Source organism: Kluyvera ascorbata (assembly GCF_023195735.1).
GTDB lineage: Bacteria > Pseudomonadota > Gammaproteobacteria > Enterobacterales > Enterobacteriaceae > Kluyvera > Kluyvera ascorbata.
Window position 1 is genome coordinate 2,039,744 of sequence record NZ_CP096201.1, and the last position, 13,623, is coordinate 2,053,366.

The 13,623-nt window shown below is 51.5% G+C and carries 22 protein-coding genes; 21 read left to right on the top strand and 1 reads right to left on the bottom strand.

The features are described 5' to 3' along the window. The first annotated feature begins 476 nt into the window (after positions 1–476). The 6 genes from MY052_RS09600 (at position 477) to MY052_RS09625 (ending at position 3,061) form a co-directional block, all read left to right on the top strand. Positions 477–692: a class II holin family protein gene (locus MY052_RS09600; protein WP_248538675.1), complete on the top strand. Its 216-nt coding sequence runs from the start codon at positions 477–479 to the stop codon at positions 690–692. Further along, entirely contained in the window at positions 692–1,228 is a 537-nt protein-coding gene (locus MY052_RS09605) for a lysozyme (protein ID WP_248538676.1), read from the top strand. The genes MY052_RS09600 and MY052_RS09605 overlap by 1 nt, the downstream gene beginning before the upstream one ends. After that, the gene (locus MY052_RS09610; RefSeq protein WP_248538677.1) at positions 1,225–1,743 is read left to right on the top strand and encodes a DUF2514 domain-containing protein; all 519 of its coding nucleotides are present in this window, start codon (positions 1,225–1,227) and stop codon (positions 1,741–1,743) included. The genes MY052_RS09605 and MY052_RS09610 overlap by 4 nt, the downstream gene beginning before the upstream one ends. Before the next feature lie 86 nt (positions 1,744–1,829). Continuing rightward, positions 1,830–2,036, top strand: coding sequence for a hypothetical protein (locus MY052_RS09615; protein WP_248538678.1), 207 nt, complete (start codon positions 1,830–1,832; stop codon positions 2,034–2,036). A gap of 28 nt (positions 2,037–2,064) precedes the next feature. After that, a protein-coding gene (locus tag MY052_RS09620) for an IS1 family transposase (protein WP_248537139.1) occupies positions 2,065–2,762 on the top strand; the annotation gives its coding sequence in 2 pieces (ribosomal slippage) (positions 2,065–2,314 and positions 2,314–2,762; 699 coding nt in all). Between the two features lie 38 nt (positions 2,763–2,800). Further along, positions 2,801–3,061 carry a hypothetical protein gene (locus tag MY052_RS09625; protein ID WP_248538679.1) on the top strand — a complete coding sequence of 87 codons (261 nt, stop codon included), beginning with the start codon at positions 2,801–2,803 and terminating at the stop codon, positions 3,059–3,061. Between the two features lie 114 nt (positions 3,062–3,175). Here the strand turns inward: MY052_RS09625 and MY052_RS09630 are convergent, their stop codons facing one another. Then, positions 3,176–3,400, bottom strand: coding sequence for a hypothetical protein (locus MY052_RS09630; protein WP_248538680.1), 225 nt, complete (start codon positions 3,398–3,400; stop codon positions 3,176–3,178). A 128-nt stretch (positions 3,401–3,528) separates the two neighbouring features. On the opposite strand from MY052_RS09630, the gene MY052_RS09635 reads away from it, so the two are divergent. The 15 genes from MY052_RS09635 to MY052_RS09705 all read left to right on the top strand — a co-directional run bounded on the left by MY052_RS09635 (position 3,529) and on the right by MY052_RS09705 (position 13,610). After that, positions 3,529–3,879, top strand: a complete 351-nt coding sequence (locus MY052_RS09635) for an HNH endonuclease (protein WP_248538681.1) — start codon at positions 3,529–3,531, stop codon at positions 3,877–3,879. Positions 3,880–4,005: 126 nt separating this feature from the next. Continuing rightward, positions 4,006–4,506 carry a phage terminase small subunit P27 family gene (locus MY052_RS09640; protein ID WP_248538682.1) on the top strand — a complete coding sequence of 167 codons (501 nt, stop codon included), beginning with the start codon at positions 4,006–4,008 and terminating at the stop codon, positions 4,504–4,506. Beyond that, complete coding sequence (locus MY052_RS09645; protein WP_248538683.1) at positions 4,503–6,236, top strand: terminase large subunit; 1,734 nt, start codon at positions 4,503–4,505, stop codon at positions 6,234–6,236. The genes MY052_RS09640 and MY052_RS09645 overlap by 4 nt, the downstream gene beginning before the upstream one ends. Then, positions 6,233–6,394: a hypothetical protein gene (locus tag MY052_RS09650; RefSeq protein ID WP_049015455.1), complete on the top strand. Its 162-nt coding sequence runs from the start codon at positions 6,233–6,235 to the stop codon at positions 6,392–6,394. Before MY052_RS09645 ends, MY052_RS09650 begins: the two co-directional genes overlap by 4 nt. Beyond that, the gene (locus MY052_RS09655; protein WP_248538684.1) at positions 6,384–7,610 is read left to right on the top strand and encodes a phage portal protein; all 1,227 of its coding nucleotides are present in this window, start codon (positions 6,384–6,386) and stop codon (positions 7,608–7,610) included. The genes MY052_RS09650 and MY052_RS09655 overlap by 11 nt, the downstream gene beginning before the upstream one ends. Continuing rightward, a complete protein-coding gene (locus MY052_RS09660) occupies positions 7,603–8,202 on the top strand; it encodes an HK97 family phage prohead protease (protein WP_248538685.1) in 600 nt (199 codons plus the stop codon). Before MY052_RS09655 ends, MY052_RS09660 begins: the two co-directional genes overlap by 8 nt. A gap of 9 nt (positions 8,203–8,211) precedes the next feature. Then, complete coding sequence (locus MY052_RS09665; protein ID WP_248538686.1) at positions 8,212–9,441, top strand: phage major capsid protein; 1,230 nt, start codon at positions 8,212–8,214, stop codon at positions 9,439–9,441. A gap of 80 nt (positions 9,442–9,521) precedes the next feature. After that, positions 9,522–9,845, top strand: coding sequence for a head-tail connector protein (locus tag MY052_RS09670; RefSeq protein ID WP_248538687.1), 324 nt, complete (start codon positions 9,522–9,524; stop codon positions 9,843–9,845). Continuing rightward, positions 9,842–10,255: a phage head closure protein gene (locus tag MY052_RS09675; protein ID WP_248538688.1), complete on the top strand. Its 414-nt coding sequence runs from the start codon at positions 9,842–9,844 to the stop codon at positions 10,253–10,255. Before MY052_RS09670 ends, MY052_RS09675 begins: the two co-directional genes overlap by 4 nt. Beyond that, the gene (locus MY052_RS09680; RefSeq protein WP_248538689.1) at positions 10,230–10,733 is read left to right on the top strand and encodes a hypothetical protein; all 504 of its coding nucleotides are present in this window, start codon (positions 10,230–10,232) and stop codon (positions 10,731–10,733) included. The genes MY052_RS09675 and MY052_RS09680 overlap by 26 nt, the downstream gene beginning before the upstream one ends. Further along, positions 10,733–11,293, top strand: coding sequence for a phage tail terminator protein (locus MY052_RS09685; protein WP_185670042.1), 561 nt, complete (start codon positions 10,733–10,735; stop codon positions 11,291–11,293). The genes MY052_RS09680 and MY052_RS09685 overlap by 1 nt, the downstream gene beginning before the upstream one ends. Positions 11,294–11,301: 8 nt before the next feature. Further along, the gene (locus MY052_RS09690; protein ID WP_248538690.1) at positions 11,302–11,478 is read left to right on the top strand and encodes a DUF2635 domain-containing protein; all 177 of its coding nucleotides are present in this window, start codon (positions 11,302–11,304) and stop codon (positions 11,476–11,478) included. Further along, a complete protein-coding gene (locus tag MY052_RS09695) occupies positions 11,468–12,967 on the top strand; it encodes a phage tail sheath subtilisin-like domain-containing protein (RefSeq protein ID WP_248538691.1) in 1,500 nt (499 codons plus the stop codon). The genes MY052_RS09690 and MY052_RS09695 overlap by 11 nt, the downstream gene beginning before the upstream one ends. Continuing rightward, positions 12,967–13,323, top strand: coding sequence for a phage tail tube protein (locus MY052_RS09700; protein WP_248538692.1), 357 nt, complete (start codon positions 12,967–12,969; stop codon positions 13,321–13,323). The genes MY052_RS09695 and MY052_RS09700 overlap by 1 nt, the downstream gene beginning before the upstream one ends. Next, on the top strand, positions 13,323–13,610 hold the full coding sequence (locus MY052_RS09705; protein ID WP_248538693.1) for a phage tail assembly protein: 288 nt from the start codon (positions 13,323–13,325) through the stop codon (positions 13,608–13,610). Before MY052_RS09700 ends, MY052_RS09705 begins: the two co-directional genes overlap by 1 nt. Positions 13,611–13,623 lie beyond the last annotated feature (13 nt).

The following is a 13,623-nucleotide window of genomic DNA, read 5'->3' on the forward strand; positions in this document are numbered from 1 at the left end:
AACGGCAAACACCGTCAGCCGTAATGGATAATGCATTGACGTAATTTATGAAAATGTTTTACGTTATTGATGCAGTGAATCCCCCTATGCGGCGGGGCGCTCAGTCAAAACTGATAATGTTCAAATGCTCGCGCGAGGAAGTTTGACTGGCTGACTCACTGGGAGGCACCCGGCACTGCATTTGATCTACAAAACCTCGCTCCGGTGGTTTTTATTAAAAAAAACCCGCATCAGAGTGCGGGTTATCAGAATCATTTGATAAATGGACACCGAGCCAGTCTTAAGACTTTCGGTTTATCAAATGATATGAATTTATTAGATATTTGTAAACAATCCACATCCACAGGGGCTGCCGTTTGGCAGCCTTTTCTTTTTCAGGCTTCGGGAAACTCCTCGACGTGTGTTGTTGTTAAATCAGCCCGCGAGCCTGATCCCCTTTCCAACACACAGCACCCGCCACGCAGCGAGGTGAGAGCATGTATCGAATGGATAAACTGACAACAGGCATTGCCTACGGTGCGTCAGCCGGTAACGCCGGATTCTGGGTGCTTCAGTTGCTGGATAAAGTCAGCCCGTCGCAATGGGCTGCCATCGGCGTTCTCGGAAGTCTGATGTTTGGACTGATGACGTACCTGACAAACCTCTATTTCAAAATTAAAGACGACAGGCGCAAGGCCGCGAGGGGTGAGTGATGTCGAACAAAGTAAAGTTCAGCGCTGCCATGCTGGCACTTCTCGCTGCCGGGGCAACTGCTCCTGAATTGTTTGATCAGTTCGTTGGTGAGAAAGAAGGCAATGCGCTGGTGGCTGTTGTCGATCCCGGTGGTGTCTGGTCCTTATGCCATGGCGTGACGGTTATCGATGGTAAGCGCGTTGTGAAAGGTATGACCGCCACCGAAGCACAGTGCAAGAAGGTTAACGCCATTGAGCGTGACAAGGCGCTGGCGTGGGTTGACCGCAATATCAAAGTGCCACTAACCGAACCGCAGAAGGTCGGCATCGCGTCGTTCTGCCCCTATAACATCGGGCCGGGTAAATGTTACCCATCGACTTTCTATAGCCGCATGAACGCCGGTGACACGAAAGGCGCCTGTGAAGCAATCCGATGGTGGATTAAAGACGGTGGCCGCGATTGCCGCCTGACCAAAGGCCAGAAAAATGGCTGCTATGGTCAGGTGGAACGGCGGGACCAGGAAAGCGCGCTGACGTGCTGGGGGATAGACCAGTGAAAGCGGGTGCGGTATGCATCATCGTGATTGTCTCTCTGGCGGGCGCGTTTCTAGCTGGCAGCCAGTGGACGAATCACAGCTGGAAAACAAAGTGGGCCGAACGGGATAGCGCGGAATCGTCACAGATTGCGAATGCGCAGACCGCAGCTCGCATGATTGAACAAGGGCGAACCATTGCCCGGGATGAGGCCGTTAAAGATGCTCAAGCTAAAGCTGCTCGTGCTGCCGTTACTTCTGCTGGTTTGTCTGCCACTGTTAGCCAACTGCGCGCCGAAGCAACAAAATTCGCTGCCCGCCTGGACGCCGCAAAGCACACCGCAGATCTTGCCGCTGCCGTCAGAAGCAAAACAGCAGGAGCTGAAGCCGCAATGCTCGCCGACATGCTCGGAAGTCTTGCAGAAGAAGCTCGATATTATGCTGGACGAGCTGACGAAAGCTACCGGGCCGGAATGACGTGTGAGCGTATCTATAACTCGGTGAGAGAGTCAAACAATAACCCTACAGCCTTGCAATAGAAGGGGTTTTAACAGAGGTGACCACTGGGCTTTTGAATTTGTTGTCTTTAGGTTAAAATATTAGTTCTCATAAAATGGAGAATTTAATGTTCAAGCAATTCAGGCGCAATATTGCTTCTGCAAAGGTAAGAAAGTATATAGCTCACTGGATGGAAGTTATGTCGCTTACATTCAGAAATTCTATGGCAGGAAATTATATTGACCAGAAGGATTTAGACAGAATTAGCCTTGTTATTATTAGCACTGCAATCACTGAGGCAAAAGTTGGTAATGCTGCCAACTTACTGATTTAGTGTATGATGGTGATTTTAAGGTGCTTGCGTGGCTTCCATTTCCATCAGATGTCCCACTTGTTCAGCTACCGAAGGCGTCGTGCGTAACGGTAAAAGCACTGCCGGACATCAGCGCTATCTCTGCTCTCACTGCCGTAAAACATGGCAAATCAGCTTCACTTACACCGCCTCTCAACCCGGTACACATCAGAAAATCATTGATATGGCTATGAATGGGGTTGGGTGCCGTGCCAGTGCCCGCATTATGGGCGTTGGCCTCAACACGATTTTACGGCACTTAAAAAACTCAGGCCGGAGCCGGTAACATCGCGCATACAACCGGGCAGTGACGTCATTGTCTGCGCGGAAATGGACGAACAGTGGGGCTACGTCGGGGCTAAATCATGTCAGCGCTGGTTATTTTACGCCTATGACAGGATGCGCAGGACGGTGGTGGCACACGTCTTTGGTGAGCGTACTCTGGCCACACTGGAGCGTCTTCTGGAGCTGCTGTCGGTCTTTGATGTGGTGGTATGGATGACGGATGGCTGGCCGCTTTATGAATCACGCCTGAAGGGAAAGCTGCACGTTATCAGCAAGCGTTACACTCAGCGCATTGAGCGACATAACCTGAATCTGAGACAACATCTGGCAAGGCTGGGACGGAAGTCACTGTCGTTCTCAAAATCGCTGGAGCTGCATGACAAGGTCATCGGGCATTATCTGAACATAAAACACTATCAGTAAGTTGGAGTCATTACCCAAAAGTTTGTAGTGGCATAATCATGACATGTGTTGCTGATGTGGCGGCTAGAGCAGGCATGACCGAGGAGGATTTAAGCTATCTTCCGTATCAGGTGCTTGCCATAACGAAAGGGGTGGAAGGTCGTTCCCCGTTAGAGTCTAAGAAAGGTATGCTTGGGCTCATTTCACCTGGTTATGAGTTTTCTGATCAGGATGCGGGTTGGTTCGATACTAATATTGAAATCATAACTAAGCAGCTTAAAAATGATTTGCGAAGCGTAGTTAATACGTTGCAGGATTGATTACTTTTGCGCGTATGATTTCATAGCCCCATTTGGGGTGGTTTCCATTGGTTTAGGTATTACAGCAGGCATTCACTGAGTGCCTGCTGTAACATTAGTTCGCTGTGCTAAAAACTACTTTATTTCTTTTCCTAAAAGAGCTGATGCATGTTGCTTGGCATCAGCTAATCCAGAAATGATGTTTATGTCTTTATCATCAGAGCCTTTTGTGTAGGCGTCAAAATCTTGTTGAACGCTATTCACAACCTTATTTAGCTGCTCTTCAGTAAGCACCTCAATTAAGGCTTTGATAATAATGTCATGAGACATATGGCGTGACTGCATGGATGCTAAAGACATGTAACCTCCTTATGTGTGAATGATATACATTGGGGCGTTAAGATTAATCTCAATACCAATACTAGCGCGAATTGTATTGCTATCACAAAGGCCACCTCTAACAGGGTGGCCTTTTTAATGGAGTAGGCATGCCACCACGAACACCAAAAGCCTGCCGGGTTCACGGATGCAGAAACACCACAACAGACCCATCAGGCTACTGTGAAAACCACAAAGGTGAAGGCTGGAAGCAATACAAACCAGGACAGTCCAGGCATCAGCGCGGATATGGGACTAAGTGGGAAGTTATACGCGCTCGCATACTGAAGCGCGACAAAGCGCTATGCCAGAACCATCTGCGTCAGGGGATTGCAAAGCAGGCTTCCTGTGTGGACCACATCAAGGCTAAGGCCCACGGCGGTACTGATGATGACAGCAACCTTGAGAGCCTGTGCTGGTCGTGTCACGCCGTGAAGACTGCGCGTGAGCGGCTCAAGTGAGAATCAATGTCATCATCGGACAGGGGAGGGGGAGGTCAAATCCCTGCGACCGCGCGCCTTCTGGACTGCCCGCCTCCTCGAATTTTTTTACCCGCGAAAAATCAAATTTAACCAGGAGTGTCGCTTATGGCTGGAACGGCGGGGCGTTCCGGGCGTCGGCCTAAGCCAACGGCGCGCAAGGAGCTGGCTGGAAACCCCGGCAAGCGAGCCCTGAATAAAGAAGAGCCGGTGTTCACTCCAATAAAAGGAGTTGCACCGCCGGAGTGGTTTGCAGATGTAGATGATGGGCTGCCGCTGGCAACGATTATGTGGGAATTGACCACAAAGGAGTTATGCGGGCAGGGGCTTTTATGCGTCACCGATCTTGCTGTGCTGGAGCGGTGGTGTGTCGCATATGAGTTCTGGCGGCGCGCTGTGAAAAATATCGCCAGCGAAGGGCTGTCGATTGTTGGTGCCATGGGGGGGAAAATTAAGAACCCCGAGCTCACCGCAAAAAAAGAGCAGGAATCGGAGATGAGCTCTACCGGTTCAATGTTGGGCCTTGACCCCAGCAGCCGCCAGCGACTGATCGGGCTTGCTGGTCAGAAGAAAACCTCCAATCCATTCCTGAAGATGATCAACTCATGACCCGGAAATCGTACCCGAACGTTAACGCCGCGAATCAATACGCCCGCAACGTTGTGCGGGGGAAAATCCCGGCTTGCCAGTATGTTATTCAGGCCTGTCAGCGCCACATCGACGACATGGCTTCTGAGAAGAGTAAGAAATTCCGGTACCGCTTCGATAAAGATGCAGCGGAGAAGGCCGCAAAGTTTATTCAATTACTGCCACATACAAAGGGTGAGTGGGCGTTCAAGAGAATGCCTATCACCCTGGAAGCCTGGCAGTTGTTTATTGTGTGTTGTGCCTTTGGCTGGTTGCAGAAAGGCTCTAAGTTACGTCGTTTTCGTGAGGTTTATACAGAAATCCCCCGCAAAAATGGGAAGTCGGCAATTTCTGCTGGTGTCGCTCTGTTCTGTTTTACCTGCGATAACGAGTTTGGTGCAGAGGTTTACTCCGGGGCCACAACTGAAAAACAGGCCTGGGAAGTATTCAGACCTGCTCGTCTGATGTGCAAGCGAACGCCGCTGCTGGTAGAGGCGTTTGGTATTGAGGTGAACGCGTCAAACCTGAACCGCCCGGAAGATGGTGCCCGATTTGAGCCGCTGATCGGCAATCCCGGTGATGGGGCTTCACCGCACTGTGCGATTGTTGATGAATATCACGAACACCCGACAGATACGCTTTACACGACGATGCTGACGGGCATGGGGGCGCGAAGACAACCGCTAATGTGGGCAATCACCACGGCTGGCTACAACATTGAAGGGCCATGCTACGACAAGCGCCGCGAAGTTATCGAAATGCTCAACGGGACGGTGCCAAATGAAGAGCTGTTTGGTGTGATCTACACGGTCGACGAAGGTGACGACTGGACAGACCCGAAAGTCTTGGAGAAAGCCAACCCCAATATGGGCGTCTCGGTTTACCGTGACTTCCTGTTAAGCCAGCAACAGCGCGCGATTAATAACGCCCGTCTAGCTGGCGTGTTCAAAACCAAGCACCTCAATATCTGGGTCGCCGCGCGCGCAGCATTCTTCAACCTTGTGTCCTGGCAGAACTGCGAAGATAAGACGCTAACCCTTGAACAGTTTGAAGGTCAGCCATGCGTTCTGGCTTTTGACCTGGCGCGAAAGCTGGATATGAACAGTATGGCGCGGTTGTTCACCAGGGAGATCGACGGTAAGACACATTACTACAGTGTTGCACCTCGTTTCTGGGTGCCTTATGACACGGTTTTCAGTGTTGAAAAAAATGAAGATCGTCGCACGGCTGAACGTTTCCAGAAGTGGGTTGAAATGGGGTTGCTCACTGTGACTGATGGGGCAGAGGTTGATTACCGTTACATCCTCGAAGAGGCAAAAGCGGCAAACAAACTGAACCCGGTTACTGAATCACCGATTGACCCATTTGGCGCAACTGGCCTTTCCCACGAACTGGCTGATGAGGGGTTGAACCCTGTCACTATCATCCAGAACTACACCAATATGTCTGATCCGATGAAGGAGCTTGAAGCCGCTATTGAGTCAGGCCGCTTTCATCACGACGGCAACCCGATTATGAGCTGGTGTATCAGCAACGTCGTCGGCAAATATCTACCGGGTAATGACGACGTTGTGAAGCCAATCAAGGAGCAGAATGAAAACAAAATCGATGGTGCAGTAGCAGAAATCATGGCGATTGGACGGGCAATGCTTAAAGAGCCTGGCGATTTCCTCTCATCCCTTGATCCGGACGACGACCTCTTAATTCTATGAAATCACTTATTACCGATGTTATCGGGCTGGCCGGTTTTGGTCTGCTCACGTCCGGGGTTTACCTGCGTTTTGGTCTGGCCCCGGCGCTCATGTTCTCGGGCGGCCTGCTGTTGCTGGGTGCCCTGGCGATGGCCAGAAGGGGGAAGCGTGCTGCTTGATGCTTTGTTCAGAAGTGAATCTCTCGAAAATCCCGGTACACCAATAACTGGAGATGCAGTTGATACTGATGGGCTTTTCAGAGCAGATGTATATGTAAGCCCTGAAACAGCGATGAAGCTGGCCGCGGTCTATGCCTGTATCTATGTATTGTCCTCAAACCTCGCCCAGATGCCGCTGCATGTTATGCGTAAGCATAATGGAAAGGTTGAGCCTGCACGGGATCATCCGGCGTTTTATCTGGTGCATGATGAACCCAATACCTGGCAGACCAGCTATAAATGGCGAGAACTGAAGCAGCGCCACATCCTCGGATGGGGTAACGGTTACACCTGGGTTAAGCGCAGCAGGCGCGGAGAAATTATCGCCCTGGATTGCTGTATGCCGTGGGAAACGACCCTGATCAATACAGGCGGGCGTTACACCTACGGGTTGTATAACGAAGAGGGCTCTTTCGCCATCAGCCCTGACGATATGATCCACATCCGGGCACTGGGTAATAACCAGAAAATGGGGCTTAGCCCTGTAATGCAGCATGCCGAAACAATAGGTATGGGGATGAGCGGCCAGAAGTACACGGAAAGCTTCTTCAGCGGCAATGCCCGCCCGGCAGGGATTGTATCTGTTAAAAGCGGACTCACTAAGGAAAGCTGGGGCTGGCTTAAAGAGCAGTGGCAGAAGGCGGCGCAAGCATTACGCAGCCAGGAGAACAAAACCATGCTGCTGCCTGCCGATTTGGACTACAAGGCGCTGACTGTATCGCCAATTGATGCCCAGATTATTGACATGTCAAAGCTCAATCGTTCGATGATAGCCGGAATTTTTAACGTGCCGGCACACATGATTAATGACCTCGAAAATGCCACTTTCAGCAATATCACACAGCAGGCAATTCAGTTTGTCCGCTACTCCATGATGCCATGGGTGACGAACTGGGAGCAGGAACTAAACCGCCGTCTATTTACTCGCTCTGAGCTGGCAGCCGGATATTATGTCCGGTTTAACCTCACAGGCCTGTTACGAGGTACCCCGCAGGAACGCGCGCAGTTTTACCACTTTGCCATTACCGATGGGTGGATGAGTCGCAACGAAGCACGTGCTTTCGAGGATATGAACCCTGTCGACGGCCTGGACGAAATGCTCGTCAGCGTGAACGCCGCCAATCCCGCTAAAGATTTCAAAACCACCAAAACCGAAGAGGATAAAACCGATGAGTGATCGCGAGACTCGCTGTTATAGCGGTGAGGTCCGAGCCGAACAGCAGGGCGAGCAGCCCACGCGCATTATCGGTTACGGATCGGTTTTTAACAGTCGATCTGAGCCCCTCTGGGGATTTCGTGAAATTATCAAACCTGGCGCTTTCGATGATGTGCTTGGCGATGATATCCGGGGACTATTCAACCACGACCCGAACTTTATTCTCGGCCGTAGTTCCTCCGGAACGTTGAGTGTGAGCGTCGATGATAAAGGCCTTCGCTACGACATTTCGGCACCTGATACTCAGACTATCCGTGATTTGGTGCTGGCGCCGATGCTGCGGGGTGATATCAATCAGTCCTCGTTCGCATTCCGGATTGCCCACGATGGGGAGAACTGGTACCAGGACGACGAAGGGATAGTCATTCGCGAAATTAACCGTTTTTCACGCCTCTTTGATGTCAGTCCGGTGACTTATCCGGCCTATCAGGAGGCAGACTCTGGAATTCGTTCCATGAAAGCCTGGCAGGAAGCGCGCGACAGCGGCGCGCTGGCGCAAGCCATTAATCAACGAATGGCGCGTGAGCGCCTGCTGACTCTTCTTAACGCGTAAGGAAAAACCATGAAATTGCACGAACTGAAGCAAAAACGTAACACTATCGCCACTGACATGCGTGCTCTGCACGATAAAATTGGCGATGCGACCTGGACCGATGAGCAGCGCACCCAGTGGAACTCTGCAAAATCTGAGCTGGATTCGCTTGACGAACGAATTAAACGAGAAGAGGAACTGCGCCGCCAGGACCAGACCTATATCGACGGTAATGAAAATGAACAGCGGCAGCAGATGGGCAATGATCCGAATAACCCGATTGCAAAACCTGATGAGCGCCGCGCCGCCGCTTTTGATAAATTTTTACGACATGGCTTTGGCGAACTCTCTGCAGAAGAGCGCCAGGCAATCAAAGAACTGCGCGCGCAGGGAACTACGCCTGATGCGAAGGGCGGTTATACCGTACCGACGCAAATGTTGAATAAAATCGTTGATTCTATGAAGGCATATGGCGGTATCGCCAGTGTTGCTCAAATCCTGAATACATCCAATGGTCAGGACATTACCTGGTCAACGTCCGATGGTACCTCTGAAGAGGGGGAATTACTCGGGGAAAACAGTGAAGCATCGGAAGAAGATGCAACCTTTGGTACCGCTACTTTAGGTGCCAAAAAACTTTCCTCGAAAATCATCCGCGTATCCAATGAACTCCTGCAGGATAGCGGCGTAGATATTGAGGCGTATCTGGCAGCGCGTATTGGACAGCGCATTGGGCGTGGAGAAGCCAAATACCTGGTTCAGGGCAGCGGCGCAGGCACTCCTGTTCAGCCAAAGGGCCTTATTACCTCCGTAACAGGCACGGTGAACACCGCGGCGGCGGCAGCGTTTACCTGGAAGGAAATGAACTCCCTCAAGCATGCTATCGATCCTGCTTATCGCGGTGGGCCAAAATATCGTTGGGCATTCAATGACACCACTCTCCAGTCAATTGAAGAGATGGAAGATGATCAGAAACGCCCGCTGTGGCTGCCTGATATTGTGGGCGGTTCTCCTGCCACCGTTCTGGGTGTTCCTTATGTCATCGATCAGGCGATTGATAATGTGGCAGCGGGGAAAAAATTCATTTTCTTGGGTGACTTCAACCGCTTTATCATTCGTCGTATTACATATATGACACTGAAACGCCTTGTTGAACGCTACGCTGAATACGATCAAACGGCATTCTTGGCATTCCACCGCTTCGATTGCGTGCTTGAAGATGTGGCCGCTATCAAAGCGCTGGTGGGTAAACCGGCCTAAGCGTAATTATTCATCCTGTTTTATATGATGCCGCGAGAGCGGTTTTTTTATGCCCGTCATCTGACGGGCACGGAGGTTTTATGCTTCTGACACTGGAAGAAATTAAACGTCAGTTGCGCCTGGAGGACGATTACGACGATGAAGATGAGCTGTTGACGCTTCTGGGCGGTGCGGTTCAGAAGCGTACAGAAAGCTTTCTGAATCGAACGCTATACGATGCAAATTCAGGTGTTTCAGATAATGATCCCGATAGCCTGATTTTAACCGACGATATCAAGCTTGGGATGCTGCTTCTCGTAACGCATTTTTACGAGAACCGCTCATCGGTTTCTGAGGTCGAAAAAACAGAAATGCCGCAATCCTATACCTGGCTCGTTGGCCCGTACCGGTTTATTCCGTTATGAAACTCCGGCAAGCGCAAACCAGCGCAACTTACTTACTCCCTGACCCTGGCGAGCTCGATAAACGGGTGAGAATCCGGCAACGTGTCGATTCTCCGAGTGATGACATGGGGATTGAGCCAACTTATCCGGTGCAGTTTCCTGCATGGGCAAAAGTAGTGCAAACCAGCGCCACTACCTACCAGGAGACGGCCCAGACCGAAAACGTTATTACGCATTACATCACCATTCGCTGGCGCAGCGGGATCACCACTGATTTTGAGGTGGTTCTGAAAGACCTGGTGTACCGGGTTAAACGGGTGCGTGACCTGAACAGCAAGCGCCGATATTTGCTTCTGGAATGCACTGAGTTGGGTGAGTTCCCGGTAAATACTGGAGGTAATTCCAATGGCGGAACCCTTTTTTCACGTTGATTTTCAGCAGCCGAATGACATGCGCTTTAATCGCGCTCGCGTTCGTCGTGCCTTTGTCACCATCGGTCAGCGTCATATGCGCGATGCTCGTCGCCTGGTGATGCGTCGCGGTCGATCTGAACCTGGTGAGAACCCAGGCTACCAGACAGGCCGCCTGGCTAAATCCATCGGTTACATGGTGCCTAAAGCGAGCGCTAGACGTCCCGGTTTTATGGCCCGAATAGCGCCAAACCAGCGCAACGGGCAAGGCAACAGACTGATTACCGGCGATTTCTACCCGGCGTTTCTTTTCTACGGTGTACGCGGTGGGGCTAAACGTCGTCGCAGTCATCATCGCGGTGCTTCCGGCGGCAGTGGCTGGCGGCTGGCTCCGCGTAACAACTTCATGATTGAAACGCTCAATAAAAACAGCCCATGGACGCGCTATTACCTGGCGCGGGAACTGCGTTTATCACTAAAACCGGAGAAGCGGCGCTGATGAAACTTGCCCCGATAATTGCTGCGCTACGTGCGCGCTGCCCCATTTTTGAAAATCGTGTTGCCGGTGCCGCCCAGTTTAAGGATTTACCCGAAGTCGGGAAGATGAAACTGCCAGCGGCCTATGTTGTTCCCGGTGACGATTCACCAGGTGAACAGAAAAGCCAGACGGACTACTGGCAGGATTTGACCGAAAGTTTTTCCGTAATCGTTTTTGTCAGCAACGGTCGTGATGAGCGTGGGCATTTTGCATCTTATGACGTGGTTCACGACGTGCGACAGATGTTGTTCAAGGCGTTGCTGGGGTGGAACCCGGAAGAGCGAGGTGAGCCCATAACCTATGCTGGCGGTACGCTGCTCGATGTTAACCGTCACGAACTCAGCTACCAATTCGACTTTACAGTGCAGAACGAACTCAGCATTGATGATACGCGGCAGATTGATGAACTTAACAATCTGGACGAATTCAAAACGCTGGCTATCGATGTTGATTTTATCGACCCGGGACATGGCCCCGATGGGGAACCCGAGCATCACACCGAAATAACGCTTCCCACCTGAGGAACCCCATGTTTGTAAAACCCCAAAAAGGGCGGTCAGTACATGACCCTGCCCGAGGCGACCTTCTGCCTGTTGAAGGGCGAAATGTTGAAGAAAGCAGCTACTGGCTGCGCCGGGAAGCCGCTGGCGATATTAAGCGCGTGAATAAAATTAAACTGAAAAAGGTGGAAACCAATGACCGTTAGTTTCAGCACTATCCCAGCGAATACGCTGGTGCCGCTGTTTTATGCTGAGATGGATAATTCGGCGGCAAACACAAGCCAGGAGTCAGCGCCGTCGTTGCTGCTGGGCCATGCGAATACCGGTGCGGCAATTGAGCCTGATTCACTGGTACTGATGCCGTCCGCTGATTATGCGACGCAGATTTGTGGCCCCGGCAGCCAGCTGGCGCGCATGGTTGCAGCGTACCGCAAAACCGATCCTTTCGGTGAGCTTTACGTTATTGCTGTCTCTGAGCCAGCGGCTGGGGCTGCGGCAACGTACACCCTGACCGTAACAGGCGCCGCAACAGCGAGCGGCACTGTAAATGTGTATGTTGGCCGAACTCGCATTCAGGCGGCAGTTGTCAGTGGTGACGACGTTGAGGCTGTGGCATCAAGCATTAAGGATGCAATCAATGCCGATCCTACGTTACCGGTTATCGCTTCGTCTGCTGCTGGCGTGGTCACGCTGACAGCACGTCACAAAGGTCTGAGCGGGAATGAAATCCCTGTCGTTCTGAATTATTACGGTTACGGTGGTGGTGAAGTGTTGCCTGCAGGCGTAGCAATAGCAGTCGCGGCTGGCGCTTCCGGAACGGGGGCTCCGGTACTCAATGGCGCTATTGCCGCTATGGCTGATGAGCCGTTTGATTATATTGGCCACCCGTTCAATGATTTGGCCTCGGTTAATGCATTTGTCAGCGAAATGAACGATACCAGCGGTCGCTGGAGCTACGCGCGCCAGCTGTATGGCCACATTTATACCGCGAAACTCGGAACGCTCTCTGAGCTGGTTGCAGCTGGGGATCAGCTTAACCAGCAGCACATTACTCTGGCGGGCTACGAGAAAGAAACGCAGACCCCGGCAGATGAGCTAGCGGCCAGTCGTACCGCGCGAAATGCGGTCTTTATCCGTAACGATCCAGCGCGACCAACGCAAACGGGTGAGCTCGTGGATATGCTGCCGGCGCCGAAGGGCAAACGCTTCACGATGACTGAACAGCAATCCCTGTTGTCGCATGGTATTGCCACGTCATACGTTGAAAGCGGGACGCTGCGCATTCAGCGTGACGTTACGACGTATAAGAAAAACGCCTACGGTGTTGCGGACAACAGCTATCTCGATAGCGAAACGCTGCATACCAGCGCATATGTGCTGCGTAAGCTGAAGTCAGTCATCACCAGCAAATATGGTCGCCATAAACTGGCGAACGATGGTACCCGCTTTGGTCCCGGTCAGGCGATTGTGACGCCATCGGTTATCAAGGGCGAGCTGCTGGCAACCTATCGTCAGATGGAGCGCGCCGGGATCGTAGAGAATTACGATCTGTTCAAGCAATACCTCATTGTTGAGCGTGACGCGACTGACCCGAACCGCCTCAACACTCTGTTCCCGCCTGACTATGTTAACCAACTGCGTATATTTGCGGTCGTTAACCAGTTCCGCCTTCAGTATCAAGAGGAGTCAGCATAATGGCGAAGATTGGTGGTACTTGTTTTTTCAAAGTCGACGGCCAGCAGTTGTCGCTAACTGGCGGCATTGAGGTGCCGCTGAATAAAAACGTTCGTGATGACATCATCGGCATGGCTGGTGATGTTGATTACAAAGAAACGTGGCGCGCGCCGTATATCAAAGGCACCTTCAAAGTGCCGAAAGATTTTCCGGTCAGCAAATTGACGACTTCAGACCAGATGACCATTACTGCCGAACTGGCAAACGGCCAGGTCTATGTCTTGTCGACTGCTCATCTGCACGGTGAAGCCAACCACAACGCCGAAGAAGGTACGGCCGATCTTGAATTCCACGGTGAAGAAGGGGATTACCAGTAATGAAGGAAATTAAACTTAGTAAGCCAGTTCGAGCCCATGGGGAAGATATCCATGTTCTTGAATTGAGGGAGCCGACGGGAAAAGATGTTCGTGAGCTCGGTTTTCCATATACGGCCAGTGGTGATGCAGGTGTAAAAATGGATGCAGGGGTAATTGCAAAATATATTTCACGGCTGGCAAGCGTTCCTCCTAGTTCTGTTGATGAAATGCAACCATCGGACCTGAACTCTATCAGTTGGGAGATTGTGGGTTTTTTCCTCGGGAACTCAGCGCAGGACAACTCCTGAATCATTATTTTGA

Bases quoted from the DNA above. Each gene is read 5' to 3' on its own strand.
- MY052_RS09600 (WP_248538675.1), top strand. From the start codon at position 477: ATGTATCGAATGGATAAACTGACAACAGGCATTGCCTACGGTGCGTCA.
- MY052_RS09605 (WP_248538676.1), top strand. From the start codon at position 692: ATGTCGAACAAAGTAAAGTTCAGCGCTGCCATGCTGGCACTTCTCGCT.
- MY052_RS09615 (WP_248538678.1), top strand. From the start codon at position 1,830: ATGTTCAAGCAATTCAGGCGCAATATTGCTTCTGCAAAGGTAAGAAAG.
- MY052_RS09625 (WP_248538679.1), top strand. From the start codon at position 2,801: ATGACATGTGTTGCTGATGTGGCGGCTAGAGCAGGCATGACCGAGGAG.
- MY052_RS09630 (WP_248538680.1), bottom strand. From the start codon at position 3,400: ATGTCTTTAGCATCCATGCAGTCACGCCATATGTCTCATGACATTATT.
- MY052_RS09635 (WP_248538681.1), top strand. From the start codon at position 3,529: ATGCCACCACGAACACCAAAAGCCTGCCGGGTTCACGGATGCAGAAAC.
- MY052_RS09640 (WP_248538682.1), top strand. From the start codon at position 4,006: ATGGCTGGAACGGCGGGGCGTTCCGGGCGTCGGCCTAAGCCAACGGCG.
- MY052_RS09645 (WP_248538683.1), top strand. From the start codon at position 4,503: ATGACCCGGAAATCGTACCCGAACGTTAACGCCGCGAATCAATACGCC.
- MY052_RS09650 (WP_049015455.1), top strand. From the start codon at position 6,233: ATGAAATCACTTATTACCGATGTTATCGGGCTGGCCGGTTTTGGTCTG.
- MY052_RS09660 (WP_248538685.1), top strand. From the start codon at position 7,603: ATGAGTGATCGCGAGACTCGCTGTTATAGCGGTGAGGTCCGAGCCGAA.
- MY052_RS09665 (WP_248538686.1), top strand. From the start codon at position 8,212: ATGAAATTGCACGAACTGAAGCAAAAACGTAACACTATCGCCACTGAC.
- MY052_RS09670 (WP_248538687.1), top strand. From the start codon at position 9,522: ATGCTTCTGACACTGGAAGAAATTAAACGTCAGTTGCGCCTGGAGGAC.
- MY052_RS09675 (WP_248538688.1), top strand. From the start codon at position 9,842: ATGAAACTCCGGCAAGCGCAAACCAGCGCAACTTACTTACTCCCTGAC.
- MY052_RS09680 (WP_248538689.1), top strand. From the start codon at position 10,230: ATGGCGGAACCCTTTTTTCACGTTGATTTTCAGCAGCCGAATGACATG.
- MY052_RS09685 (WP_185670042.1), top strand. From the start codon at position 10,733: ATGAAACTTGCCCCGATAATTGCTGCGCTACGTGCGCGCTGCCCCATT.
- MY052_RS09690 (WP_248538690.1), top strand. From the start codon at position 11,302: ATGTTTGTAAAACCCCAAAAAGGGCGGTCAGTACATGACCCTGCCCGA.
- MY052_RS09695 (WP_248538691.1), top strand. From the start codon at position 11,468: ATGACCGTTAGTTTCAGCACTATCCCAGCGAATACGCTGGTGCCGCTG.
- MY052_RS09700 (WP_248538692.1), top strand. From the start codon at position 12,967: ATGGCGAAGATTGGTGGTACTTGTTTTTTCAAAGTCGACGGCCAGCAG.
- MY052_RS09705 (WP_248538693.1), top strand. From the start codon at position 13,323: ATGAAGGAAATTAAACTTAGTAAGCCAGTTCGAGCCCATGGGGAAGAT.